The 24,398-nt window shown below is 64.1% G+C and carries 23 protein-coding genes and 1 tRNA gene; 6 read left to right on the forward strand and 18 right to left on the reverse strand.

Going from position 1 to position 24,398, the window contains the following annotated elements:
• Window positions 1-142: 142 nt before the first annotated feature.
• Genes DIZ22_RS05120 through DIZ22_RS05145 form a run of 7 tightly spaced genes read right to left on the reverse strand, consistent with a single transcriptional unit; the run spans window position 143 to window position 5,464 of the window.
• Window positions 143-445: a hypothetical protein gene (locus DIZ22_RS05120; RefSeq protein WP_010336602.1), complete on the reverse strand. Its 303-nt coding sequence runs from the start codon at window positions 443-445 to the stop codon at window positions 143-145.
• A 56-nt stretch (window positions 446-501) separates the two neighbouring features.
• Window positions 502-1,548, reverse strand: a complete 1,047-nt coding sequence (locus tag DIZ22_RS22175) for a TonB-dependent receptor (RefSeq protein ID WP_346427724.1) — start codon at window positions 1,546-1,548, stop codon at window positions 502-504.
• Window positions 1,461-2,555, reverse strand: a complete 1,095-nt coding sequence (locus DIZ22_RS22180; RefSeq protein WP_240626810.1) for a Plug domain-containing protein — start codon at window positions 2,553-2,555, stop codon at window positions 1,461-1,463. Before DIZ22_RS22180 ends, DIZ22_RS22175 begins: the two co-directional genes overlap by 88 nt.
• Complete coding sequence (locus DIZ22_RS05130; RefSeq protein WP_048936652.1) at window positions 2,552-3,313, reverse strand: energy transducer TonB; 762 nt, start codon at window positions 3,311-3,313, stop codon at window positions 2,552-2,554. The genes DIZ22_RS22180 and DIZ22_RS05130 overlap by 4 nt, the downstream gene beginning before the upstream one ends.
• A 2-nt stretch (window positions 3,314-3,315) precedes the next feature.
• On the reverse strand, window positions 3,316-3,612 hold the full coding sequence (locus DIZ22_RS05135) for a hypothetical protein (protein WP_048936651.1): 297 nt from the start codon (window positions 3,610-3,612) through the stop codon (window positions 3,316-3,318).
• The gene (locus tag DIZ22_RS05140) at window positions 3,609-3,899 is read right to left on the reverse strand and encodes a DUF3325 domain-containing protein (protein ID WP_048936650.1); all 291 of its coding nucleotides are present in this window, start codon (window positions 3,897-3,899) and stop codon (window positions 3,609-3,611) included. Before DIZ22_RS05140 ends, DIZ22_RS05135 begins: the two co-directional genes overlap by 4 nt.
• Window positions 3,896-5,464, reverse strand: coding sequence for a PepSY-associated TM helix domain-containing protein (locus DIZ22_RS05145; RefSeq protein WP_048936649.1), 1,569 nt, complete (start codon window positions 5,462-5,464; stop codon window positions 3,896-3,898). The genes DIZ22_RS05140 and DIZ22_RS05145 overlap by 4 nt, the downstream gene beginning before the upstream one ends.
• Before the next feature lie 595 nt (window positions 5,465-6,059).
• Here DIZ22_RS05145 and DIZ22_RS05150 point away from each other — a divergent pair.
• The gene (locus tag DIZ22_RS05150) at window positions 6,060-8,081 is read left to right on the forward strand and encodes a TonB-dependent siderophore receptor (protein WP_240626811.1); all 2,022 of its coding nucleotides are present in this window, start codon (window positions 6,060-6,062) and stop codon (window positions 8,079-8,081) included.
• A 103-nt stretch (window positions 8,082-8,184) separates the two neighbouring features.
• Here DIZ22_RS05150 and DIZ22_RS05155 read toward each other — a convergent pair.
• A tRNA-Asn gene (locus DIZ22_RS05155) sits at window positions 8,185-8,259 on the reverse strand.
• Window positions 8,260-8,404: 145 nt separating this feature from the next.
• Window positions 8,405-8,755, reverse strand: coding sequence for a cupin domain-containing protein (locus DIZ22_RS05160; RefSeq protein ID WP_199909659.1), 351 nt, complete (start codon window positions 8,753-8,755; stop codon window positions 8,405-8,407).
• 185 nt (window positions 8,756-8,940) lie between these two features.
• Between DIZ22_RS05160 and DIZ22_RS05165 the strand changes: the two genes are divergently transcribed.
• Window positions 8,941-11,088 (forward strand): S9 family peptidase, encoded by a 2,148-nt coding sequence (locus tag DIZ22_RS05165; protein ID WP_048936646.1) that lies wholly within the window; start codon window positions 8,941-8,943, stop codon window positions 11,086-11,088.
• Between the two features lie 44 nt (window positions 11,089-11,132).
• On the opposite strand, the gene ilvD is transcribed toward DIZ22_RS05165, so the two are convergent.
• The gene (gene ilvD, locus DIZ22_RS05170; RefSeq protein WP_010338969.1) at window positions 11,133-12,986 is read right to left on the reverse strand and encodes a dihydroxy-acid dehydratase; all 1,854 of its coding nucleotides are present in this window, start codon (window positions 12,984-12,986) and stop codon (window positions 11,133-11,135) included.
• 115 nt (window positions 12,987-13,101) lie between these two features.
• On the opposite strand from ilvD, the gene DIZ22_RS05175 reads away from it, so the two are divergent.
• Complete coding sequence (locus DIZ22_RS05175) at window positions 13,102-13,977, forward strand: LysR family transcriptional regulator (protein WP_048936644.1); 876 nt, start codon at window positions 13,102-13,104, stop codon at window positions 13,975-13,977.
• A gap of 174 nt (window positions 13,978-14,151) precedes the next feature.
• On the opposite strand, the gene DIZ22_RS05180 is transcribed toward DIZ22_RS05175, so the two are convergent.
• The 8 genes from DIZ22_RS05180 to DIZ22_RS05215 form a co-directional block, all read right to left on the reverse strand.
• Window positions 14,152-14,706 carry a nuclear transport factor 2 family protein gene (locus tag DIZ22_RS05180; RefSeq protein ID WP_048936643.1) on the reverse strand — a complete coding sequence of 185 codons (555 nt, stop codon included), beginning with the start codon at window positions 14,704-14,706 and terminating at the stop codon, window positions 14,152-14,154.
• A 15-nt stretch (window positions 14,707-14,721) separates the two neighbouring features.
• Window positions 14,722-15,135 (reverse strand): EthD domain-containing protein, encoded by a 414-nt coding sequence (locus DIZ22_RS05185; protein WP_122928017.1) that lies wholly within the window; start codon window positions 15,133-15,135, stop codon window positions 14,722-14,724.
• 16 nt (window positions 15,136-15,151) lie between these two features.
• On the reverse strand, window positions 15,152-15,667 hold the full coding sequence (locus DIZ22_RS05190; RefSeq protein WP_010338973.1) for a nitroreductase/quinone reductase family protein: 516 nt from the start codon (window positions 15,665-15,667) through the stop codon (window positions 15,152-15,154).
• 93 nt (window positions 15,668-15,760) lie between these two features.
• Complete coding sequence (locus DIZ22_RS05195; RefSeq protein WP_048936642.1) at window positions 15,761-16,624, reverse strand: SDR family NAD(P)-dependent oxidoreductase; 864 nt, start codon at window positions 16,622-16,624, stop codon at window positions 15,761-15,763.
• A gap of 79 nt (window positions 16,625-16,703) precedes the next feature.
• A complete protein-coding gene (locus DIZ22_RS05200; RefSeq protein ID WP_048936641.1) occupies window positions 16,704-17,168 on the reverse strand; it encodes a VOC family protein in 465 nt (154 codons plus the stop codon).
• 3 nt (window positions 17,169-17,171) lie between these two features.
• Window positions 17,172-17,954, reverse strand: coding sequence for a sterol desaturase family protein (locus DIZ22_RS05205; RefSeq protein ID WP_048936640.1), 783 nt, complete (start codon window positions 17,952-17,954; stop codon window positions 17,172-17,174).
• Window positions 17,955-18,052: 98 nt separating this feature from the next.
• Window positions 18,053-18,682, reverse strand: a complete 630-nt coding sequence (locus DIZ22_RS05210) for a TetR family transcriptional regulator (protein WP_048936639.1) — start codon at window positions 18,680-18,682, stop codon at window positions 18,053-18,055.
• On the reverse strand, window positions 18,679-20,313 hold the full coding sequence (locus tag DIZ22_RS05215) for a Na+/H+ antiporter (RefSeq protein WP_080993520.1): 1,635 nt from the start codon (window positions 20,311-20,313) through the stop codon (window positions 18,679-18,681). The genes DIZ22_RS05210 and DIZ22_RS05215 overlap by 4 nt, the downstream gene beginning before the upstream one ends.
• A 199-nt stretch (window positions 20,314-20,512) precedes the next feature.
• Between DIZ22_RS05215 and DIZ22_RS05220 the strand changes: the two genes are divergently transcribed.
• From DIZ22_RS05220 to DIZ22_RS05230, 3 genes are all read left to right on the forward strand, one after another.
• On the forward strand, window positions 20,513-22,072 hold the full coding sequence (locus DIZ22_RS05220; protein WP_080993522.1) for an inorganic phosphate transporter: 1,560 nt from the start codon (window positions 20,513-20,515) through the stop codon (window positions 22,070-22,072).
• A 67-nt stretch (window positions 22,073-22,139) separates the two neighbouring features.
• Complete coding sequence (locus DIZ22_RS05225) at window positions 22,140-23,099, forward strand: transporter (RefSeq protein WP_048936637.1); 960 nt, start codon at window positions 22,140-22,142, stop codon at window positions 23,097-23,099.
• A 110-nt stretch (window positions 23,100-23,209) separates the two neighbouring features.
• The gene (locus DIZ22_RS05230; protein WP_048936636.1) at window positions 23,210-24,382 is read left to right on the forward strand and encodes a hypothetical protein; all 1,173 of its coding nucleotides are present in this window, start codon (window positions 23,210-23,212) and stop codon (window positions 24,380-24,382) included.
• Window positions 24,383-24,398 lie beyond the last annotated feature (16 nt).

Raw genomic sequence — 24,398 nt, forward strand, 5'->3', positions numbered from 1 at the left:
CTTGATCCGCCGCAGCCGGGGCTCAGCGTTAACTGTCAACTAAAGTTGTAGACAATTTGCGCAAATGAGTTCGGGCAATCTGGCGGGAGAATGGCTCATAGATTTGCGCGGCAGAGATGGGCGCGCCGATCATCGGCTGTGGTCAGCTTCGGCGTGCTCCGCGCCCGCTATAAAGGGTAAGGGGCGATAGCCGCAGATTATTCCGGATCAGCAGCTCCGCGCAGGAGCGGATATCGGCGGTCAGCCGTTCGTCCAGGGGTATTGTGGGGGCAGAGCTGAGGCGCTGGGCATCGGCCAGCGAGGCAAGCAGGACCAGTTCGTCGTCACTGACATAGCGGGCGCCGGGCGGCTGGATGCGCAGGCCGCATTCGATGGCGATCCTGCGCAGGCGGGCGAAGCTGTCGATGGCCGCGAGACCGATCCGCTGCTCCTCGCCCCGCAGCATTGCGAGCACCCGGCGCTCGGTCCGTGTACGGCGGTGGAGGGGCAGGGTAGAGCGGTTCACAGCGCACGCGCCAGTGTCAGCGAGACGACTGCACCCTCCCACTGGTTGCGCTGTTCCTGCCCGCTATAGCTGCCTGCCCGGCTCGGGCTGTAGAAACGGCGCAGCCGATGATAATCCTGACCGTTGAGCGCGCTGGCCCGCAGCGTCGTCTTGAACCCTGCCAGCGCCGTGGTTTCGACATAGGCATCGAATGCGGCATCGTCGCGCCAGGTCAATCGCTCGCCGGTGTAGAAGACATCGCCCTGTTCGGCGGCGGTATAGCTGATCCCCCAGGATGAACGCAGTTTCGGCACGTCGTGGCGGAACTCGGCGCTCAGGCTGCGTGGCGCGATATCGTCCATCTTCCTGTTGTCTCCGGTTACGGGGTCGCGCATGCGCGATCCCCGTAGCGTGCCGTCGAGCGTGAGCCGCGCGCCACGCAGGGCGCCATCGAGCGGCAGGGTCGCCTGCGTGCTGATACCCCATTGTCGGGCATTGCCGATCGTCCCCAGCGCTTCGTCGCCGGTGGGGAGGAGGAGATAGCCAAGCATCCCCTGGTGCCATTGATGATAGGCCTCGACCGCCAGCGCGCCGCCCTTGCCCCAGCGATGGTCGGCACGGGCAAGGGCGCGGGTAACACGGGCTGGGCGCAATTGCGCGTTTCCACCGAGCGGCCGGCCGTCTGCCTGATTTACCGACGCGGCGAAGTCGCCGAAGTCGAGCTGATCGACCGTGCGGCGAATGCCCAGTCGCAACTGGCTGGTATCGCGTGGCGACCAGACCAGAGCGGCAGACGGTTTCCAATAGGACAGGCTTTGCTCGTTCGCAGCATCCCCCGTAACGCGGATGCGCGACAGTTCGAACGCCATGCCGCTTTCCAGCGTCCAGCGTTTGCCCAGGCGCAACGTGACATTGGCAAAGGCCTCGCCCCGCAGTTCGGACACACGGCTATTGGCGTTGGCCAGGGTGATCGGCGTCAGGCCGCTGCCATTATCCTCCGAATAGTCGAGGGTGCTGCTGAGCCGGTTATAGGCGATCTCCATCCCCAGTTCCGGGCGGAGCACATGGTCGCCCCCCGCGTCAGCGTCGTGCGACCGACCAGTTCCAACGGCTTCTGCGCCAGCGCCGAAACGCCGCGATAGCCCGGCTCGACATAGTCCTCGCTGGTGGACAGGCGTTCGACCCGGCCAAGCCCCACCAGCTTTGCCGACCAGTCCTTGCCAAGGGCGCGGGTCCAGTCGAGCCCCAACTCGCCACTGCGCCCCTTTTCGTCATAGCCGATGGTCCGCTCGATCATCGCCGCACCGTCAGCCGGTGTGATCATGATCACCCGGTTGGATTCATAGCCATCCCGATTGAGCCGCAGATTGAGCGTCAACGTGCCACCGGCCAGCGCGCCGGATGTCGATGCCGCAAGCCCGATCTCCGGCGCCTTGCCGATGATGCGCTCATGCCGGGTCTCGGTCGGCATGCCATTGCCGTCGCTGATATGGTAGATGCCGTCGATCGGGTAGCGGACCTGCTCGACCGACAGTTCCACATTGCTCTGCCAGCCGGCAATCTTGCGTGCAAGGCTGATCTGGGCAGAGGGCGCGATGCGGCCGTCGCGGGTATGGCTGAATTTCAGCGAGGCATTGCCCGATCCGCCCCCATCGGTGCGCAGGATGACATTGGCCACCAATGTCTGTCCCTGTGCCTCGGCCGCGTCGGTCCCGCGCAGCAGCACGACCCGCTCGACGCGTGCGGCACCGATCCGGCGCAGCACCTCGGTAATGCCGCCGGCCTTCACCGTAGGCCGCTGGCCATCGATCAGTACATTGCCGGCCGCGCCGCCAAAACCACGCAGGCTGTTGCCCTCGCTCAGCAGGAAGCCGGGGGTGCGCTCCAGCACGTCGAGCGCGGTCTGGGGCTGGAAGGGCGCGTAGAAATCGGCCGGATAAACCGGATCAGGACCGGCCGGGACGATTGGCGGATGAGCCGGCGGACTATTATCCTGCGCCCCTTCCTGTTCGTTCGCCATCGCGCCCGCCGTCATGGCGAGGCCGGCCATCAGCGCAGGAAACAACATCATCGCAGGAAAAACTCGACCGGCACGACCAGTTCAATGCTGTCGCCCTTCACATCCTCGGGTGGCTTGGGCAGCGGTTGCGCGCGCTTGGGCAAGGCCAGCGCTTCCTGATCGAGCGATCGCACGCCGGACGAGCGCTCGATCCGTGCCGACAACAGCGTGCCGTCCCGGTCCATGACAAAGCGGATATAGGGAACACCCTGCTGCCGCGCGAAATGGGCATCGCGGGGATAACGCTTCACCTTGTTAAGTGCGCCCAGCACCAGTCCTTCCCAAGTGGGCTTGCCGGTCGATATCTGTGGTGCCGGCGGCGCTGGCTTGCTTTCCGGTGCAGTGGTTTCCTTGATCGGCGGTGCGGGATCGGGAACAGGCTTGGCCGCCACGGCCGGCAGCATATTGGCGCTCGGAACGATGATCTTGGGCGGTTCCAGCATCGGTTGCTGGGGCGTGGGCTGCGACTTTTCCTTCTGCACCTGTTCGGGACCAGGCGGCACTTCGCGTGCCGGTTCCGGCGGCGTAGCCGGCGGAGCAACGGCAAAAATACTCAGCGTCGGCGTCGATTTCGGCGCGACATAGGTGTGCCAGGTGACAAAGCTCACCGCCAGGGCGGCCAGTCCGATCGCCCCGACGCCGCCCATGCCCGCCAGGCGCGTGCGCAGCGGCATCGTCTGGTCGCTGTAGCGGCTATAGGTCCAGGCCGGTTCGACGTGCGAAAGCGCGCGATCGGTCAGCGGCGCACGGGTGAGAGGGAGCGAAGCCATGTCTATTCCGAAAGCGCGAGCAGCAGTAGGGTGGGCGGCAAGGCGAGGAGGATCATGAAGATCCAGACCCGCGCCGGATTGCGCGCGTGAAAGGCGCTCATTGCGATCACCGCGAACAAGGCAAAGCTGGCAAGGGTAACGCCGGTGACCGCCTCGACCGCATCGGTGCCAAGGCGAACGAGCAGGCGGGAAAGGGCCGCAGTGACGAGCGCGGTTAGGCCATAGGCGCCCAGCGTGCAGGCCGTGACCCGACCGGCATTGGCCCAGCGGGCGCGGGCAACAGAACTGAACCCGATCATGGCCGCACCCGCGCGAGGATGCGCTCGCGATTGCAATTGAGCGTCACGATCGTGACGGCGCCGGCGCTCAGCCAGCCGAACCAGGCGATGCTGCCATAACCCCAACCAAGGCCAAGGCCTGCGATCAGGAAGGCGATGCTCAGCAGCGCAAAGCCCGCCCGGCGCAATCGGCGCGATTGCGGGTCGGGCAGCTTGCGACGAAGCCAGTCCTGCTGGTGGCGGGCCATCGCCAGAAACAGCAGCGCAAAGCCGCCGAGGGATAGCAGGGCTGTTGCGACATGGGTCATGCCGGTACCTCCTGAAAATCTCGCTTGGGCTGGCGAATGCGGCTGCGCGCCTTGGCCTTGGACTGGTGGGTTGCCACCTTGCGGGCGGCAAAGGCGAAGCCGGTGGCGGTCAGGATCATCATCAGGTCGAACAGGATGAAGATAGCGTCACCCGCCATCACGCTGGCGGGCAGGCCGCGCGGCGTGGTGGCGGCGTTGACCAGCGGAATGGCGGCATAGAGCAGGGCGCAGGCGGCCAGCGTCTCGACCCAGGCCCGCCGTGCCGGCCGGCCCAGGCTCCACACAAAGATCGCGCCCCAGGCGATGAACAGGGCGTTGACTTCCCAGTCGGCGCGTTTGGCGATTGCCGGATCAAGCAGCCGGTTGGCGAGGAAATAGACCGCGATCCCTGCCGATGCGCCGGCGATGACGCCGATGTTCAGCCGTTCGACCAGACGGAAACCGAAATGGGGCCGGGCCGGATCGGGCAGCTTGGCGCGACGCTTGACCGTCCACAGCACCAGCCCGCTGCCGACCATGATGGTGCCGCCCACGCCGGAAAGGAAATAGAGCCAGCGCAAGGCCGGGTTGGCATAGCGGCCGGCATGGAGGTCGATCATCACCCCCTTGGTCGCGCTCGCTGCACCGCCTTCGCGCGGGCCGGCCAGCGGTTCGCCGGTGGCGCCGTTAAGGTAGAGCATCGGCTGGTGGCCGCCCAGCGTTTCGGTGCGGGGCCAGATGCGGACGATAGCGGCTGCATTGCCGGGATGGCTGATGCTGACATAGCTGGGCTCGAAACCGGGACGCAGAGTGCGGGCACGCTGCAGCAGTTCGGGGATCGGGCGCAAGTCGGCCTTGGTCTCGCTCGGTTCGCTCTTCGGCCCGGACGGGAAGGCGGCCTCATAATAGGCGTCGGTCGACGGGAAATTGGCGCTGATCGCCCAGGGCATCAGGGTGAAAAGCAGGGTGACGAGCCCGGTATAGGTGATCATCAGATAGAAGGGCAGGGCGAGGACGGCGGTCACATTATGGGCGTCGAGCCAGGAACGCTGTCCCTTGCCGAAGCGCAGCAGGAAGAAATCGGTGAAGATCTTCTTGTGGGTGACCACGCCGCTCAGGATCGCGACCAGCATGGCGAGCGCGGCCAAGCTTACGAGCAGGCGCGCCCACATGACAGGCATATAATGAAGGTCGAAATGCATGCGATAGAGGAAGAAGCCACCACGCGTGTCGCGTACGCTGGTGAGAGCGCCGCTGGTCGCGTCGAGCATGCGTTCCTGCTGACTTGAGCGGTCGCCGCCGGCCGGCGTCCAACTGATCGAGAAGCCTTCGCCGCCACGGCTGCCGGGAAGGGAGAGCGTCCAGTCGTCTGCACCCGCGCCTTCCTTGCGCAGGATCGTGTCGGCGGCGTCGATTGCCTTATCACTGATCGGGGCGGGTGTCAGTTCGGGTCGCATCCATTGCGATATTTCCTGCTGGAAGAAGGCAACCGTGCCGAACAGGAAGATGACGAACAGCAGCCAGCCAGGCAGCAGCCCGGTCCAGGTGTGCAGCGTCGACATGGTCTGGCGCAGCGATGCCTTCATGATGCCTTGCCTCCAGCGATCTCTACTGACCTGTGCTCGTGCCTAACCCGCTGTTCGCTAATGCTCATCAATGCCCTGTTCGATTGACGTTTTGCGTGACTGGATTTCCAAAGAAAAACGTCGAGAAAAATTGGAAAGCCGCCCCGTCGCCTACAAAATGCATACCCCATGCGAGTGGTTCGCTTTGCGCATCGCCACGTTGGGATGGTGCCATTAACGCAAATGCGATTTATTTGCAAAACAAGACATTTGATTTTTGCGCGGTTCGCAAAGCCTGCCGCGGCACGGCAAATAGTCCTTGTCGAAGGCGTAATGTGCTCCTTGCTGGACAGCATAAATCACAGTCCTTAATTCGCATATGCGAATCAATATCAATAAAGAGGCTGATATGCGACATATGCGATGGATGGGGGGCCTGCTTTCTGGGGGCGGTATTGTTGCTGCCGTGGTGCCTGCGTTTGGGCAGGAACAAGCCAGTCAGGATGGTCAGGCTGTCATGCTCGGGTCGGTTCGGGTCGAAGGGGAGGCCGTTGATGATGGGCTGACCAGCGATCTAGCATCTACCGAGGGGACCGGCTCTTACACGACCCGGTCGATGAAGACCGCGACGAAGCTGCCCATGTCGATCCGGGAGACGCCGCAGTCGGTGACCGTCGTCACCCGCCAGCGACTGGATGATCAGGTGATGACCAACATCACCGACGTGGTGAAAAATACGCCAGGCCTGTTCCTCAACTATTCCAGCGGGCCCGGCCGCCCGAGCTTTACCGCGCGCGGCTTCGATATCGACAATATCATGTATGACGGCCTACCGTCCCGCTATCAGGGATGGGTCGTGGGCAGTCAGGCCAATATGGCCATCTATGACCGGGTGGAGGTGGTGCGCGGCGCTACGGGCCTTGTAACCGGCAGCGGCAATCCATCGGCGGCGATCAATCTGGTGCGTAAGCGCCCGACCCGCGACTTTCAGTTCAATCTCGAAGGATCGGCCGGCAGTTGGGACAATTATCGCGGGCAGATCGACATGTCGGGCGGTGTCGATCAGGCCGGCAATCTGCGGGTGCGGTTCATCGGCTCCTATCAGGACAGCAGCAGTTTCCGCGACGGCGAGGTCATTCATCGCGGCCTGATCCATGCGATCGGCGAATATGATATCGGTCCCGATACGACGTTGATGGTGGGCGTCACACATCAGGATGATTTCTTCAACAGCTTCTGGGGCGGCTTGCCGCTCAGCGCCACCGGCGCCCATCTCGACCTGCCGCGCTCGACCCGGCCCAGCTATGACTGGGAAGGCAAAAGCCAGAAGTCGAACACCGTCTTTGGCGAACTGATCCATCGTTTCGGCCACGACTGGAGCGTCCGGCTGGCGAGCATGAAGGTGTGGCAGGATGCTATGTTCTCCGGCACCTATGTCTATCGGCGGCCCGACCTGACGCTCACCCATTCCGCCTATCAGGCCGCCTATGACGAGGATCAGGCCAGTGTCGACCTCTATGCCAGCGGGCCGGTCACGTTGTTTGGCCGTGACCATGATCTGACATTCGGCGCTAGCCGACGCGAGACCTCAACAGGCACGCAAAATTACAGCGGGGGAGGGCTGCTCGCAGGCAATGTCGACATGTTCGATTTCGACCCGGCCAGCGGTACTCGGCCCAATTTCGTGCCGACGACCTACAGCCGGAACGTCATCACCCAGAGCGGTCTCTATGCCTCGACCCGGCTCAATCCGTTCGACGGGCTGAAGATCATCCTGGGCGGGCGGCTGGATTGGTATGATTATGATAACCGCACGGCTGCGACCGGCGATTACAAGGTCGATGCCCACCAGACCGTCTATGCCGGCGCGATCCTGGAAATCGATCGTCATCATTCGTTCTATGCCAGCTTCACCGACATTTTCCAGCCGCAGACGGCCAGGGGCTTTGCTGTCGACACCGACAGCCAGGCGATCCTGAAGCCGATCACCGGCCAGAATTACGAGGTGGGTATCAAGGGCGAATATCTCGACGGGGCGCTGAATGCGGCGATCGCGCTTTTCCGCATCGACCAACGGAATAGGGCATTCGTGCCGACCGACCAGAGCGGTTGTCCCAGCTTCCCGGCCAGCAGTTGCTCGACGGCTGCAGGTCTGGTGCGCAGCAAGGGCATTGATGCCGAACTTCAGGGCGCGATTACGCCCGACTGGAACATTTCGCTCAGCTATACCTATACCAGCATCGAATTTGTGCGGGACACCAACCCTGAAAATGGCGGCAAGAATTTCGAAACCGACATGCCCCGCCACATGGCGAAACTGTCGACCTTCTACACGCTGCCGGGGAAGCTCAACCAGCTGCGTATCGGCGCCGGACTTAACTGGCAGAACCGCATCTACAACGACAATAACGGCGCCAATTTCAACAATGTCGCCTTTCGCGTCGAACAGGGGGCCTATGCCGTTGCCGACCTGATGCTGGGATACAAGATCAGCGACCGGTTCGATCTTCAGGCCAACGTCAACAATCTGTTCGACAAGCATTATTACAAGGCGATCGGATATGATATCCGCTGGGGTTCGACTGATGCCTATGGCGATCCGCGCAATATTCTGGTGACGCTGCGCGGCAGAATCTGAAGGCATGCGCTCGCCAGCCATGGTTGGCGAGCGTCGCAATCGTACGATGCGCTGAATTTTTGCTTGTCTGGAGCCAGTCCGGCTTTGCCAAGGGCTGAAATAGTGGCTCCCCGAGTAGGATTCGAACCTACGGCCATTCGATTAACAGTCGAATGCTCTACCGCTGAGCTATCGGGGAGCAGCCCCGCTTGCGCCGGGCAGGCCGCGCATATGCAGCGGCTTGTCCCAAATGGCAAGCGCTGCTTTCGCCATTCCTGAAAAAAATCTGTGCATATGCATGCGCTTGCGGAACGGGCGCATTTTCGTCCTTTTCCGCCGGTTTTTCAGGTTTCGCCGATGTGGATGGCAAGCCAGATGGTCGGCGCGTCCGTATGGGTGACGCGGTGCGGGATGCCCGCTCGAATCAGTCGATGATCCCCCGGTTCCAGGCGATAGGTGCCGATCCCTTCCAGCAGCAGTTCGGCGGTCCCGGTCAGCACCAGCACCCATTCATCCCAATGCTGGACATAGGGGCGCTCCGGCGGTGTGCTGTGGCCGTGGGATATAATCCGTTCGATCCGCACGCCCGGCATCGACACTATATCCTCGAACAGTTCCTCGGCCGCATGTCCGGACGGGATATCGAGCAGGTTGGTCGGCGCATCGACCGGCAATGCAGGAGGTGGGCATGTCATCGGCGCATGATGCCGATTGGCGGAAAATTGGAAATGGGGGTTTTTACCGGGGCGTCAGCCTGTGGGACGGGGCGTGCCATCTCCGTTGTCGCCGCGCTTGTTGCTTGAAATCCTGCGCCTATCGTGCTGACCATGCGGCCTGGCCGTTCGGCCCAATGTCAGAACAGGGGTTTGATACCGTGACAATGATATCCCGTTTGCTGCTGTCGGCGGCAATGGTGGCGGGCGCTTGCGCCGCGCCGGCAATCGCACAGCCCAAGCAGGTGCTGACCCACGAAACGCTGTGGATGATGAAGCGCGTCGGCGCGCCGGTGGCGAGCCCGGACGGCAAATGGGTGGTCTATGCGCTCAGCGAACCATCCTATGAGAAGGATGGCGCGGTCAGCGACCTGTGGATCGTGCCGGCCGACGGATCGGCTGCGCCGCGCCGCCTGACCGCGACCAAGGCGGGCGAGGGCGATCCGGCCTGGGCGCCCGACAGCCGCCGCATCGCCTTTTCCGCCAAGCGCGAGGGCGACGATGTCGCGCAAATCTATGTGCTGGACCTGGCCGGTGGTGAAGCCCGCCGCGTGACCAGCATCCCGACCGGCGCGGGCAAGCCGATCTGGCGGCCCGATGGTCAGGCGATCCTGTTCGAAAGCGCGGTCTATCCCGGCGCGATGGACGCCGCCGCCAACAAGAAGACGGCCGAGGAGCGCAAGGCGCGCAAATATAATATGCGCGTCTATGAGCATTTCCCGATCCGCTACTGGAACGACTGGCTGGACGACAAGCGGCCGAGCCTGTGGGTCCAGCCGCTGGCCGAGGGTGCGCCGGCGCGCGACATATTGTCCGCCACCAAGCTGGCGCAGGCCGATGGCTTTGGCGGCAATGCCCAGAGCGACGGCGGCATGACGCTGGCGCCGGTCTGGAGCCCGGACGGCAAGGAAATCATCTTCACCGCCACCACCGAACGCTGGAATGCGGCGCACGCCCGCGTCAATTTCGGCCTCTATCGCATGCCGGCTGATGGCGGCGAGCCGGTGCTGGTGACGCCGACGCCGGGCGAATATGGCGACATGAAGTTCACGCCGGACGGCAAGAGCCTGATCTTCCAGTTCAACACGCAGGGCCAGGAAGTCTATGATCTGGCCAAGCTGCACCGGGTTGCCTGGCCGGCGGGCGGGGCAGCGACGCTGCTGACCGGCGGCTTCGATCGCGCGGTGGACAGCTATGCCGTGACGCCTGACAGCCGCAGCCTCTATCTGACCGTGCCGGACGCGGGGATGGAAAATCTCTATCGTGTGCCGGTGAGCGGCGGCACGCCTGAACTGGTGATCGCGCCCAAGGTCGGCGGCTATGCCGGCATCGACATTCCGTCGGACGCCAAGTCGACGCAGATCATCGCCAGCTATGGCAGTTCGGTGAACCCGGCGGAAATCGTGCGGATCGACCCGGCGGCCAAGCGGCACAAGAACCTGACAAACGTCAACACGGCGCTCGCCGCAACGATCGACTGGGCCAGCCCGGACCATTTCTGGTTCACCACCGACAAGGGCCGGCGCATCCACAACATGATCGTCACGCCCCCGGCGTTCGACCCGGCGAAGAAATATCCGCTGATGGTGCTGATGCATGGCGGCCCGGCATCGTCCAACATGGACCAGATCGGCCTGCGCTGGAATTATCACCTGCTCGCGAGCGCCGGCTATGTCGTGCTGATGACCGACTATACCGGCTCGACCGGCTATGGCGAGGCCTTCTCGCGCGCGATCAAGCTCGATCCGCTGCGTGGCCCGGCGAACGAGATCAACCAGGCAGTGGATGAGGCCGGCAAGCGCTATGCCTTTATCGACACGGCCAATGCCTGTATCGGCGGCGCCAGCTATGGCGGCCATCTCGCCAACTGGATGGAGGCGACCACCACCCGCTACAAGTGCATCGTCAGCCATGCCGGTGAAGTCGACCTGTTGACCCAGTGGGGCACCAGCGACTTCAACTATGGCCGCGAAGTGGCGAGCGGCGGTCCGCCCTGGGGCGACAGCCCGGTGTGGCGTGACCAGAGCCCGATCACTTATGGCAAGGACTGGAAGACGCCGATGCTGCTGACCGCGGGTGAGCGCGATTTCCGCGTGCCGCTGGCGAACACGCTGGAAACCTGGTCGACCTTGCAGCGGATGCAGGTGCCAAGCCGCCTGCTGATCTTCCCCGATGCCTGGCACTGGATCACCAAGCCGGAGGATAGCCGCCAATTCTACCGCGAGGTGCAGGGCTGGCTGGCCCATTATCTGAAAGGCGCGCCGGAAGTGAAGGGCGGCCCGATCGCGGCCCCCGAAGCGGCCAAGGCGCAATAAGCAAAAAAAAAGGCCCGGTCGATGAACGACCGGGCCTTTTTCCATCAGTCCTTTTCGACCTGGCTGACGTCGCGCACCGCGCCGCGCGCGGCGTTGGTGGTGAGCGCCGCATAGGCGCGCAGGGCGGGCGAGACGTTGCGCTTGCGGCCGAACGGCTTCCACGCCTTCTTGCCGCGGGCGACCATCTCCTCATGGCGCTTCGCCAGTTCGGCATCGTCGACCAGCAGCTGGATGCCGCGATTGGGGATGTCGATCAGGATCGGGTCGCCGGTCGCAACCAGCGCGATCAGGCCGCCCTCGGCCGCCTCGGGCGAAACATGGCCGATCGACAGGCCCGACGTGCCGCCGGAGAAGCGCCCGTCGGTGATGAGCGCGCAGGCCTTGCCCAGTCCCTTCGACTTCAGATAGCTGGTAGGATAGAGCATTTCCTGCATGCCGGGGCCACCCTTGGGCCCTTCATAGCGGATGACGACGACGTCGTTTGCCTTGACTTCATTGCCCAGGATACCCGCGACCGCCGCGTCCTGGCTTTCATAGACGCGCGCGGTGCCATGGAAGGTCAGGATGCTGTCGTCGACGCCGGCGGTCTTCACGATGCAGCCCTCGGGCGCCAGATTGCCGAACAGCACGGCCAGGCCGCCATCCTTCGAGAAGGGATGTTCGGCGCTGCGGATCACGCCGGTCTGGCGATCCATGTCCAGTTCCTTCCAGCGATTATTCTGGCTGAAGGCCTGGGTGGTGCGCACGCCGCCGGGCGCGGCCTTGAAGAACTCCTGCACCGCCTCGCTGTTGGTACGGCTGATGTCCCAGCGGTTGATGGCCTCGCCCATGGTGGTGGCGTGGACGGTCGGCAGGCTGGTGTCGAGCAGGCCGGCGCGTTCGAGCTGGCCCAGGATCGCCATGATGCCGCCGGCGCGGTGGACGTCCTCCATATGCACGTCCTGCTTGGCCGGGGCGACCTTGCACAGGCACGGCACGCGGCGCGACAGCCGGTCGATATCGGCCATCGAGAAATCGACGCCGCCCTCATGCGCGGCGGCGAGCAGATGCAGCACCGTGTTGGTCGATCCGCCCATCGCGATGTCCAGGCTCATCGCATTTTCGAAGGCTGCATGGCAGGCGATGTTGCGGGGCAGGGCGGATGCGTCGTCCTGCTCATACCAGCGGCGAGCGAGATCGACGATGGTGTGGCCGGCCTCGCGGAACAGCTTCTCGCGATCGGCATGGGTCGCCAGGATCGAGCCATTGCCCGGCAGCGACAGGCCCAGCGCTTCGGTCAGGCAGTTCATCGAGTTGGCGGTGAACATGCCCGAGCAGCTGCCGCAGGTGGGGCAGGCCGCCTTCTCGATCGCGGCGACTTCCTCGTCGGTGTAATTTTCGTCGGCGGCGACGACCATCGCGTCGACCAGGTCGAGCGCCACGGTCTTGCCGCGAATATCGGCCTTGCCGGCTTCCATCGGGCCGCCCGAAACGAAGATGACGGGGATGTTGAGGCGCATCGCGGCCATCAGCATGCCCGGCGTGATCTTGTCGCAGTTGGAAATGCACAGCAGCGCGTCGGCGCAATGGGCATTGACCATATATTCGACGCTGTCGGCGATCAGATCGCGGCTGGGCAGCGAATAGAGCATGCCGTCATGGCCCATGGCGATGCCGTCATCGACCGCGATGGTGTTGAATTCCTTGGCGACGCCGCCGGCCGCCTCGATCTCGCGCGCGACCAGCTGGCCCAGATCCTTCAAATGGACATGGCCGGGCACGAACTGTGTGAATGAATTGGCAATGGCGATGATCGGCTTGCCGAAATCCTCGTCCTTCATGCCGGTGGCGCGCCAGAGGCCGCGCGCGCCCGCCATGTTACGGCCGTGGGTGCTGGTGCGTGAACGATAATGAGGCATTTTGCGCCGTTCCTGTAATCTTGTTTCCCTGCAATGGCTGCCCCCTACGCCTTTGCGCAAAGGTTGTGAAATATATTATTGAAGCGATATAAGGTCGGAAGGAGACTTTATTGCCATGGACCTTCGCCCGCTGCGTCATTTTCTGGCTGTTGCCGACACGCTGCATTTCGGTCAGGCGGCGCAGCGCCTGGGCATGACCCAGCCGCCGCTCAGCCAGTCGATCCTGGCGCTGGAACGGGAGCTGGGGGGGCCGCTCTTTACCCGGTCGAAGCGCAATGTTGCGCTGACCGCCTTTGGCCGGCAATGGCTGGAGCATGTTCGTCCGGCGGTGGAGGCGGTGAGCGCGCTGCCGGACATCGCCCGTCGCCTGCGCGACGGCAGCGCGGGGCAGATCGGCCTCAGCTTTGTCAGCACCGCCGACTATAGCCTGTTGCCCGCGCTGGTGCGCGATTATGCCGCCCGCTTCCCGGAGGTGGAGATCGCGCTGACCGAGGCGACCAGCGACGTGCAGATTGCCGACCTGATCGACGGGGTGAATGATGCCGGCATATTGATCGCGCCCGATGGCGCGCTACCCGACGCGCTCGCCTATATGCCCTTGCTGCGTGAGCCGCTGGTGGTGGCGGTGCCGGAGGGCTGGGTGGCGGACGATCAGGCGCAGGGCGATCCCTGGCTCGACCGGCCGCTGATCTTGTTCCCTCGCAGGGTGGCGCCGGCCTTCCATGATCTGGTGAGCGGCTATCTGGCCGGGCGGGGGCAGCCGCTGCTGATCCGGCAGGAGGCGATCCAGATGCAGACGATCATCAGCCTGGTGTCGGCGGGCATGGGCATCGCGTTGGTGCCGGCGTCGCTGCGCAACCTCGCGCGGACCGGCGTGCGCTATCTCGACCTGCAGGATGCGCCGATCCTGGAGACTGGCCTTGCCTGGCGGCGGGACGATGACGGCGCAACGCTGGCGGGGCTGCTGGGCGTCGCCCGCGCCATGGCCTGAACAGAAAGAGACCCCGTCGCACAAGGGATGCGACGGGGCCGAGGTTCAGGGAGGTGTCACTCCAAGGGGGAAAGAAGTGACAGCCACATCTATAGGTCCGGTCCATGAACCTTATGTGAAGCAAGCAGAATTTTTCTGCGGGGGCGCTTTAGTGCTGAAATTCGCCACGCCGGGCTACCAGCGTTCGCCCTGGGTCGAGGCGATGACGGGGCGCTGGTAGGAGGCGTCTTCCCTGCTCCAGTGGGGCTTGAGGAAGCCCTTCACATTGGCGGAATAGACCCAGTTCGCATCGGTGTCGGCGGTCATCTCGATCGTGCAGCGACGGGTGAGCAGCCGCCATTCGCCGCCGCGCCGCTCCAACTGGTCGATATAGCGGCCAAAGGCGATCGTCGTGGTCTTGCCATCCTGCCAGAACAGGCCGCCGACCGTGTAGCTTTCGCAATAGGCGGTGTCGCCGTCGATCTCGCATAGATGGTTGGTGATGTTGTGGCTCGTCGACAGGAAGAATTTGCCATGGCCCATATTGGCCCGCGCCGCATACTCGGGCGCGCGGGTGATGATGGGGCCATGCTCGTCCACGCCATCCTCCCACCAGCAGCTGTTGATGATGTCGACATCCTGCCGGTCGCGTCCGCGGCATTCGCGCAGGATGCAATCGCGGATCGCCTGCCGGTCCTGCAGGTCGCGCACGGTGGCGCGCAACGCGGCGACTTCCTGTTCAAGGTCCATCTCCAGCTTTCCCTTTCAGTCCTGCGGCACCAGTTGCACCTGCATCATTTCGCCATTTGGCCCCATCGGGCTGTCATGTTCCTCGACCAGGCAGACGGGGTTGCTGTTGCTGGCGAAGAGTTGCAGTTCGTCGGCCTTGCGGATGTCGAGCATCGCAGGGTCTGACAGGCCCTTCATCGCGGCCTGATAATCGGCCAGGCTGTTCCACCAGATTTCCATGATGCAGTCATAGCCGGGATCAATGATCTCACCGGTCAGCGGGTTGGGCTGGGGCGTGACATAGCGGCGGACATAGCGCTGGGCATTGGGCAGGGCAGGCTTGGCGCCCATCTTCTGCGACAGGCACGAATGCTGGTTCTCATAATAGTCCATGAACTGGTCCATGGAGAGATCGTCACGCTTCCTGAGGAAGACGATCTGCTTGATCATGGCTCTCCTCCCGCGCTCAATATTGCCGTTCGCCGGTAGCGTCCGACGCCTTGAAGCCGTCGATCGGTTCAATCGCCTTCATCATCACCAGCGGGATCAGGCGGTCGGTCGACTGCTGATAGCCGGCATAGGCCGGGAAAACCTGGCACATGAAGGCCCAGACCCGATCGCGTTCCTCGCCCTGCGGCTCGCGCCAGGTCGCGCGGAAGGCCTGGGTCGCGACCTGGAAGTCGACCGTCTCGCTGTCGCGGATGTTGAGATACCAGGCGGGATGATGGTCGGCGCCGCCCTTGGACGCGACGATCACCACTTCGCCACCGATATCGCCATAGATGAGGGTGGTGATGAAGGTCTTGCCGCTCTTGCGGCCGGTATAGCGGATCATGCAGTGGGTGGTGAAACCATGGCCGCCGACGGCGGTGATGTCCATGATATGGCCCTGCGCCCCGCCCGATCGCAGATACATGTCGCGATGCTCGCTGATCCAGTCCTTGCGCGTGTCGCGGATGGCGGCGGAACTGTCGTCGCTCATGACGGCCTCCTCTCTGTCAACTTCGGTGTAAACCAGCCGGGCGCCCGGCGGACCTGAAAAGGGCGTCGCCATGGCGATGCTTGGCCGATCGGGTCAGCGGATAATCCGGTCATATTGCGGCAGCGGCGCGACGCCATAGCTTTGCCGATAGGAGGGCGGCTGGCGATCGCCCACGTCGCGCAGGCCATAATGTTCGGCCAGTTCCGCGCCGATCAGCGTCTGGCCGGCATGATCCGCCAATGCCGGATCCTGCGACAGCGCCCAGATGACATGGCCGGTGAACTCGGGCGTTTCGACCATCTTTTCCAGATAAGCATATTTGGCCGGGTCCGATGCGATCAGTTGCAGCAGGCGCCCGGTGCGCAGCGCGCCCATCCAGATCGACAGGGCGGTGACGCCGGTATCGCGCAGGTCGATGGCCATGTCGGCCGCCATCTTGTCCTGGCTGACCTTGTGCGCGCCATAGCCGGGGCCATAGACATAATGGGAGGCGCCCGACCCCGATGTGAAGACGATCAGCCCCTGGCCGCGATCGACCATCATCGGCGCGGCATGATAGCTGGCGACATAGGAGCTGCGGATGCCGACGGTGATGATGTCGGCCAGCTTCAGCGGCTTTTCCCAGAAGCGGCCCGGCAAAGTGAGTTCGTCATGGATGGCGGCGACATTATTGACCAATATGTCGATATGCCCCTGTTCGGCGCACACCCGGTCGAACAGCGCGCGGGTCTGCTCGTCATCGCCATGGTCGACACGCACGGCGATGCCCTGACCACCGGCGGCCGTCACGGCGGCGGCGGTTTCGTAGATGGTGCCGGGCAGGGGGGCGTCGCCGGCCTTTTCCGAGCGCCCGGTGACATAGACGATGCAGCCATGCTGGCCGAGTGCGGTGGCAATGCCCTGGCCTGCGCCTCGGCTGGCGCCGGTGACGACCGCGACCTTGGGTGTCTGGCTCATCCATTCTCTCCTTGAGGCATCTGGCTAACCCAGGCCACCCGCACCTGACCATGCAGGGGGCGGAGATATCGCTTTGGCGTTAGGCCGGGTTCGGCGGATTGCCGACCAGTTCCAGTTCATGGCCGTCGGGGTCGTGGATCATCAATATGGCCGGCCCCTTGCCCGATGCGCGGATCGCACCGACCGGATAGCCTGCCGCCTGCATGCGGGATGCAACCCCCGACAGGTCGGGCACGCGCAGCACGATCTTGGCGATGCTACTTTCGGCCGGCGGCGCCTTCTGCGCTTGGTCGTGCAGCAGGATCAGGGTCAGCCGGCCGGCCTTGCCATCGGCGCAGAGCATGACTTCGGTCACTGGCCCATGTTGCAGCGTGGTGGCAGGGACAAGGCCGAGCGCGACCTGATAGAAGCGCAGCGCCTTGTCGAGATTGGCCACGGGCAGGCCGGGCGCCATCAGGGTCGCGCCGACCGGCGGCGCCGTCTGGGCATGAAGCGGGGCCGCGCCAACGGGCAGCAGGGCGAGCAGAAGGGCGATGTCGCGCATGGATCAGGCAGTTTCGCTGGCGGTGCTAACCGGGGCGTCATCCGTCTTCCGGCGCTGCTTGATCTTGTCGAAATCGGCCTCGAACTTCGGACGCATGGTGCCGCACAGCCGGTCCCAGATCGTCGTGTAGCCACCGAAATTGCCGGTGAAATAGCGATGATGCTGATCGTGGAAGGTGGCGGAGATGAACCATTTGGTCGCCCAACTGCGGTTCCACCAGCGTGGCAGCATCTCATAGCCGGAATGGACATAGAGGCCCATGATGATGTTGGTGGGGACGATCAGCGCGACGGTCGCATCATGGACGGTGAAGACGGTCAGGAACAGCGGCACGAAGCCGCCATTGATCAGCGATTCCAGCGGGCTGACCGACAGGGTGGTGAGCAGGTTGGGGGAGGTCGACTTATGGTGCAGCTTGTGGACCCAGCTATAGACCGGTTCCTTGTGCATCCAGCGGTGCAGCCAGTAGAAATAGGTGTCGAACAGGAAGAAATAGAGCGCATATTCGAGCGCGATCGTCCACCAGACGGCGGGCGCCGGATTGAAGCTGATCGCGCCGATTTCGACCAGGCTGGTCTTGATCGTGCCGAGCAGCAGGCCGGTGATGGCGAGGTTGATGACGGCAAAGCCGGCCTCGTTCCGGAAAATCTTCCACTTGAAGCCGCGCGGCTGGATCTTGCGCGCCTTGAAATAGCCGCTGACGATGCCTGCGCCGATCCCGGTCGCGACAAACAGGCCAAGCCATAGCGAGAGAAGATGCTCGCCCTTTCCCAGATATTCCAGCACGCCGGTCCTTCCCGTTGCAGACAGAAGGGCCTGCTATCACGGGATGGGCCGGGGATTTTGTCGGCGCTGACACATAGGCTGGAAATGCGGGCGGGCGCTCAGCCGCGATTGGCGTTGATCCCGTCCAGCACGAAATCGGCGATCGCTGCGTCGATGCTGGCATCGTCCGCCAGGCCCGCCGGATAGAGCCAGTCGCGAAACAGCCGATTTGCGAGCACTGCGGCAAAGGCGGCGCGGACCATCAGGCGTGGATCGACGCGCGGCGTACCCTCGATCCGGGCCGACTGGACGGCGGCGCCCTGCTCGAAATAGGCGGCCAGGCTCTCGATCGGATTGCCGCTGTCCCCCGCCGGGCCTCCGGCCAGCATCATCGCCCGCAGCAGTGCCTCATGCTCGGTGACGAAACGTTGCAGTTCGGCGATGTAGAGACGCGCGGTGTCGGCGCGGCTGGCATCGTCCTGCGGCACCGGATGATCGGCATTGAAGCGTTCGAGATGCTGGCTGAGCGGGCGGAACACCGCTTCCTGGAACAGGGCGGCCTTGGACGCGAAGCTGCGAAACAGTTGCGCCTCGGTCGTATCGGCGGCGCGGGCGATGGCGGCGGTGGTCGCGCCGGCATAGCCATGGCGGCGAAATTCCTCCTGCGCTGCCAGGATCAGCCGGCTGGCGACCTCCGCCGAGGATCGGCGCGGCCGCCGGGCCGGCTTGTTCGCATCGCCGCCGTTCATGTGCGCAGGCGCGCTTCGGACAGGTCAAGCTCACGGGTGAGCTTGCGCCCGACCTCGCTGCCGATCTTGCGGCTGCGCAGCAGGGTGAGGAGGGCGGCGCGTTCCGCCGCGACGCCGACCATGCGGAAATCGCGGAACAGGGCGCCCTGCGCGCGCAGGCTGTCGGCTTCGGCGGCCCCCAGGGCCTCTATCCGCTCGCGATACAGGTCCATTACGCGCGCGCCAGCCTCGGCATAGCGTTCGGCATGGCCATGGGTTTCGGCCAGGTCATGCTGATGCCGCTCGATCGCCTGGATTGCTGCCTCGGCGGTGACGATGCGGGCGGCGTCCTCTTCCGCGGCCTTGCTGGCTTCGGCCGGCATGTCGAGATTCTTGAGCAGCAGCGGCAGCGCGACGCTGGCCAGGATCAGCGACAGGATGATGACCCCGGCGGCCAGGAAGATGGCAAGATCGCGCGCGGGGAAGGGCGTGCCGTCGTTGAGCGCAAGCGGCAGGGTGAGCACACCGGCAAGGGTGATGGCACCACGCACGCCGGCGAAGGAGGTCGCCGCCACCAGCCGCCAGTTGGGCCGGCGCGGACCATCGACGCCGCGATACTGGTTGCGCAGGATGGTGAAGCGCAGCGACAGCCACACCCACAGGAAGCGCAGCGCAGCGAGGCCGACGACGATCGCCACCGTGTAGAGTGCCAGCCAGCCGGGTTCGCTATGGCCGGTCAGCGCCACCGTGCGCTTCGCTTCGGCGAGGATGCCGGGCAATTGTTCGCCCAGCAGCACGAAGATGATGCCGTTGAGCGTAAACTGGATCGTGTCCCACACCGAATTGCGGCGCATCCGGGTTTCGGCCATCGCCTCGCGCGAGATTTCGGCGAAGGTCATGGTTACGCCGGCGGCGACGGCGGCGAGAATGCCGGAGGCATGGACATGTTCGGCCAGGATATAGGAGCCGAAGGGGATCAGCAGGCTGACCAGGATCTGCGACCCGGTTTCCTCGCCCCAGCGGCGCGTGACCCAGGCCTTGGCGCGCGACACGACCAGCGTGACCCCGACGCCGATCGCGATGCCGGCAAAGGCGAGCCAGAGGAAGTTGAGCGCGGCATCGCCGGCCGAGAAGCTGCCGGTCAGCGCCGCCGCAATGGCAAAGCGCAGGCAGACCAGGCCGGATGCGTCGTTGAGCAGCGATTCCCCTTCGAGGATGTGCATCATGCGCTTGGGAATGGGCACGCGCGCGGCGATGGCGGACACGGCGATCGGATCGGTCGGCGAGACCACGGCGGCGAGGGCGAAGGCGACGGCGAGCGGCATCGCCGGGATCATCCAGTTGATGAAGAAGCCCATGCCGATGACGGTGGTCAGCACCAGTCCCAGCGCCAGTTCGACCACGGTCGAGGCGTCCTTGAGCAGTTCATCCTTGGGAATGCGCCAGCCATCGAGGAACAGCAGAGGCGGCAGGAACAAGAGCAGGAATATTTCGGGATCGAGCGCGACCCTGTGCGATGTCGACAGCCCGATGATCGCGCCAAGGGCGATCTGGACCAGAGGTGTCGGGATGGAAATCGGCATCATGCGCGACAAGGCGCCACTGACGACGACAGCCAGCAACAGGAATAATACGACCGAAATGACGTCCAAATCTTCGCTCCAACTTATATGTGGAGCGACCCTAGGCGGACGGATTGCCGATGGGCAAGCGCCGGGGGCGAATTTTCCTTCGATTTCAGCACCGCAACGCGGCTGTCATGCAGCGGACCTAGACGGTTAATATTATTTGCCGTTCGGGGACGATTCGATGAATGCAAGCGTGGCAATGGACTGGGCACGCCGGCCCGAGATGGACAAGGGGCTGGGCATGGCCAGCTCGATCGGCTTTGGCGCCGCCATCATCGCCGCGCTGATCTATGTCGTCTACAGCGTCTATAGCGATGCGACGGCTGTGGGCGTTGCGCCGACCGCCTATCTGCCCTTCCTGCTGCTGTTCCTGGCGCTGCTGATCGCGCTGGGCTTCGAATTCGTGAACGGCTTCCACGACACCGCCAATGCGGTCGCGACGGTGATCTACACCAATGCGATGCCGGCCAATATCGCGGTGGTCTGGTCGGGCTTCTTCAATTTCCTGGGCGTGCTGCTGTCGACCGGTGCGGTCGCTTTCGGCATCGTGTCGCTGCTGCCGGTCGAACTGATCCTGCAGGTCGGGTCCAGCGCCGGTTTTGCCATGGTGTTCGCGCTGCTGATCGCGGCGATCCTATGGAACCTCGCCACCTGGTGGCTGGGCATCCCGTCGTCCAGCTCGCACACGCTGATCGGATCGATCATCGGCGTCGGCGTCGCCAATGCGCTGTTGCATGGCAAGAGCGGCACGTCCGGCGTCGATTGGAGCAAGGCGACCGAGATCGGCCAGGCACTGCTCTTTTCGCCGCTGATCGGCTTTGGCCTGGCGGCGCTGCTGTTCGTGGCGATGAAAGTCCTGGTCCGCAACAAGGCGCTCTATCGCGAGCCGCAAAATGGCATGCCGCCGCCATTGTGGATCCGTGCGCTGCTGATCTTCACCTGCACCGGCGTCAGCTTCGCCCATGGCTCCAATGACGGGCAGAAGGGCATGGGCCTCATCATGCTGATCCTGATCGGCACGGTGCCGACTGCCTATGCACTCAACCGCGCGGTGCCGGCGCGCTACACCACCGAATTCCACGCCAATTCGATTGCCGCCACGGCGGCGCTAGGCCAGCGCGCGCCCGCCATGATGCAGCCGGTCGAGGCGCGCGCGCAGGTCACGCGCTATATCGCCGACAAGCGCTTTGCCGACACGACCATGCCGGCGCTGTCGGTGCTGATCGCCGATGTCGATCGGCAGGTGATGAATTATGGATCGCTGGCGCAGGTGCCGGCCGCTGCTGTCTCCAACATCCGCAACGACATGTATCTGGCGTCCGAAGCGATCAAGCGGCTGGGCAAGGAAAAGGCGGCAGGTCTTTCCGAAGCGAAAATGAAGGCGCTGACGACCTACAAGGGCTCGCTTGATGCCGGCACCCGCTTCATTCCAACCTGGGTGAAGATTGCCGTCGCCTTTGCGCTGGGCCTGGGCACCATGGTCGGCTGGCGGCGGATCGTGGTCACGGTGGGCGAGAAGATCGGCAAGACGCACCTCACCTATGCGCAGGGAGCCTCGGCCGAACTGGTGGCGATGGCGACGATCTTCGGCGCGGACCATATGGGCCTGCCGGTATCGACCACCCATGTCCTGTCGTCGGGCGTGGCGGGCACGATGGCAGCCAATGGATCGGGTCTGCAGATGGCGACGGTGCGCAACCTGCTGATGGCCTGGGTGCTGACATTGCCCTGTTCGATCCTGCTCGCAGGGCTGCTATATATCGTCTTCGCGCAGATCTTCTGATCGACAGGAGCGGCATATCGGCGACCGGAATGACCCGCTGATCCCTATCGTCTTGCCGGTTCCGGGCATGGGGCCAGGGCTGATCTGGGGGCTGGACTTCGCGCCTGATGCGATCAGGGCGGTCGATCATTGCGATGGCGGGACGACGGGCGGCTTTCGCTGGCTGCACCTGAACCTGGCCGATCATGGCACGCGGCAATGGATCGAGGGGGCGGCGATGCTGCCCGAGGCGGTGCGCGAACTGATCCTGTCGCCCGATACGCATCAGCGGGCGCTGGTCGATGGCGACACGGTCGGCTGCGTCCTGCATGATTTCGAGCGGGATTTCGATGTGGCCGATACCGCGCGGGTCGGCGCGCTGCGCATGGCGTTGACGCCGACATTGATGCTGACCACCCGGCTGCATCCGCTGCGCTGCGCCGACATCGCCCGTCATCGGCTGGAGCGGACGAAGGGGGTGATCGGCGGGGCGCAGGCGCTGGACCTGCTGGTCGGCGCCATTGCCGAAAATATCGCCGATATCAGCCGCACCCTGTCGGCGGACATCCAGCGCGCCGAGGATGCCTTTCTGGAGGGGCATCATCCGCCCCAGCCGCGCGACCTGGTCCACATTCGCCGCCGGCTCGCGCAACTGCATCGGCTGCTGGCCGGCGCCCGCGGCGTGTTCCAGCGGCTGGAGCGGGACGAGGAACTGCCGGACGCGCTGCTGCCCACGGTCGAGAAACTGACCCAGCGGCTGCAGGCGCTGGACGCCGACATATTGGAGGGCCAAGCGCAATTACGGCTGTTGCGCGACGAACTGGACATACAGGCGGCGCAGCGGACCAACCAGAATCTCTACATCCTGTCGATCATCACCGCGCTGATGCTGCCGGCGACCCTGGTCACCGGACTGTTCGGCATGAACACTGGGGGCATGCCCTTTGCCGGTGCGTCGCATGGCACGCTGACCGCGACGCTGGTGGCGGCCGGGGCGGCGGGGGTGAGCTATTGCCTGCTGCGCTGGATGGGGTTCATGCGGCGCTGAACCGCGATCCATCGCGCCGGCGATCTCGGGCCGGGGCCTCTCCTAAAATCAAATGATAGTGAATACTATCTATATGCTGCCCGCCAGTGGCAGAGGAGAGGCATGCCATCATGATCATCGAACCCGACATCCTGGCCTATCTGACTGATCTGGAGAGTGCGGTCGCCAATCTTGGCGACACCTGGCGCCCCGACGATCCGGCCTATCGCGCCGACGTCTATCGCCAGACGATGACCAGCCTGTCCTATGCCTATTTCGCCTATTTCCATGCCACGCCGGAGCATCCCGATTGGGCCCCCTTGTGGAACCCGGTCTATACGCTCCAGCCCAATCCGGACGATATCTACCTCCAGTCGCCGATCCGCGGGGATCTGACCTACCGCATCGCCGGCAATCGGGGCAGTTGCAAGATATTGAGCTTCACCACCCAAAGGGCCTTGTCCGGGACGGTCGATGAAATGCCCCGACCCAATGGCCATCATGAGGTGGACGACAGCGATCTGGGGCTGGAGCCGGGGGAGCATTTCGAACTGATCCTGAGCGCCCGGCGCCCGGCGGGCTATGCTGGCAAATGGGCGCCAATCGATCCCCAGGCGGGCGGGCTGATGGTGCGCTATCGCAGCTATGACTGGCTGAACGAGGTCGATCCGCAACTGACGATCGAATGTCTGGATCCGGTGCCACCCAAGCCGCGCCTGTCGCCGGAGGAGATTGTCGCGCGCATCCGGGAAATGGCCAAATTCCCCGGTCGCAAGACGCGGCTTTATTATCCGATGCAGAATGGCGTGAAGGAGCGGGTTGGTTTCAACCGGTTCGAGCCGGTGCGGATGCCCGGCGCGCTCGCCAAGCAGGTCTACTGGCCGGCCTGCTTCCAGTTCGACGCCGATGAGGCGCTGATCATCGAGACCGATATCCCAGCCCATGCGCCCTACTGGAATATCCAGCTCAACGACCCCTATTTCAACGCGCTGGAATATGTCTATCGCCTGTCAAGCAGCAACGGCCATTATGCGAAGCTGAGCCGTGACGGCAAATATCGGGCCGTCATCGCGCTGGAAGACCCCGGCGTGCCCAACTGGCTCGATCCTGCCGGCTATCGCGAAGGCGGCATCTATGGCCGCTGGTATGATTGCGACAGCGCGCCGGTGCCGAGCATCACGCGGGTGAAGCTGAACGCGTTGCGCATCCATTTGCCCGCCGACACGCCGATCGTCACGCCGCAGCAGCGCGCCGAGGAGTTGCGGCTGCGGGTGCGGGCCTGCCAGCGTCGGCGGCGCTGGTGAAGGGGAGGGGATTGCC

Source organism: Sphingobium sp. LF-16 (assembly GCF_003711185.1).
Taxonomy (GTDB): Bacteria; Pseudomonadota; Alphaproteobacteria; order Sphingomonadales; family Sphingomonadaceae; genus Sphingobium; species Sphingobium yanoikuyae_A.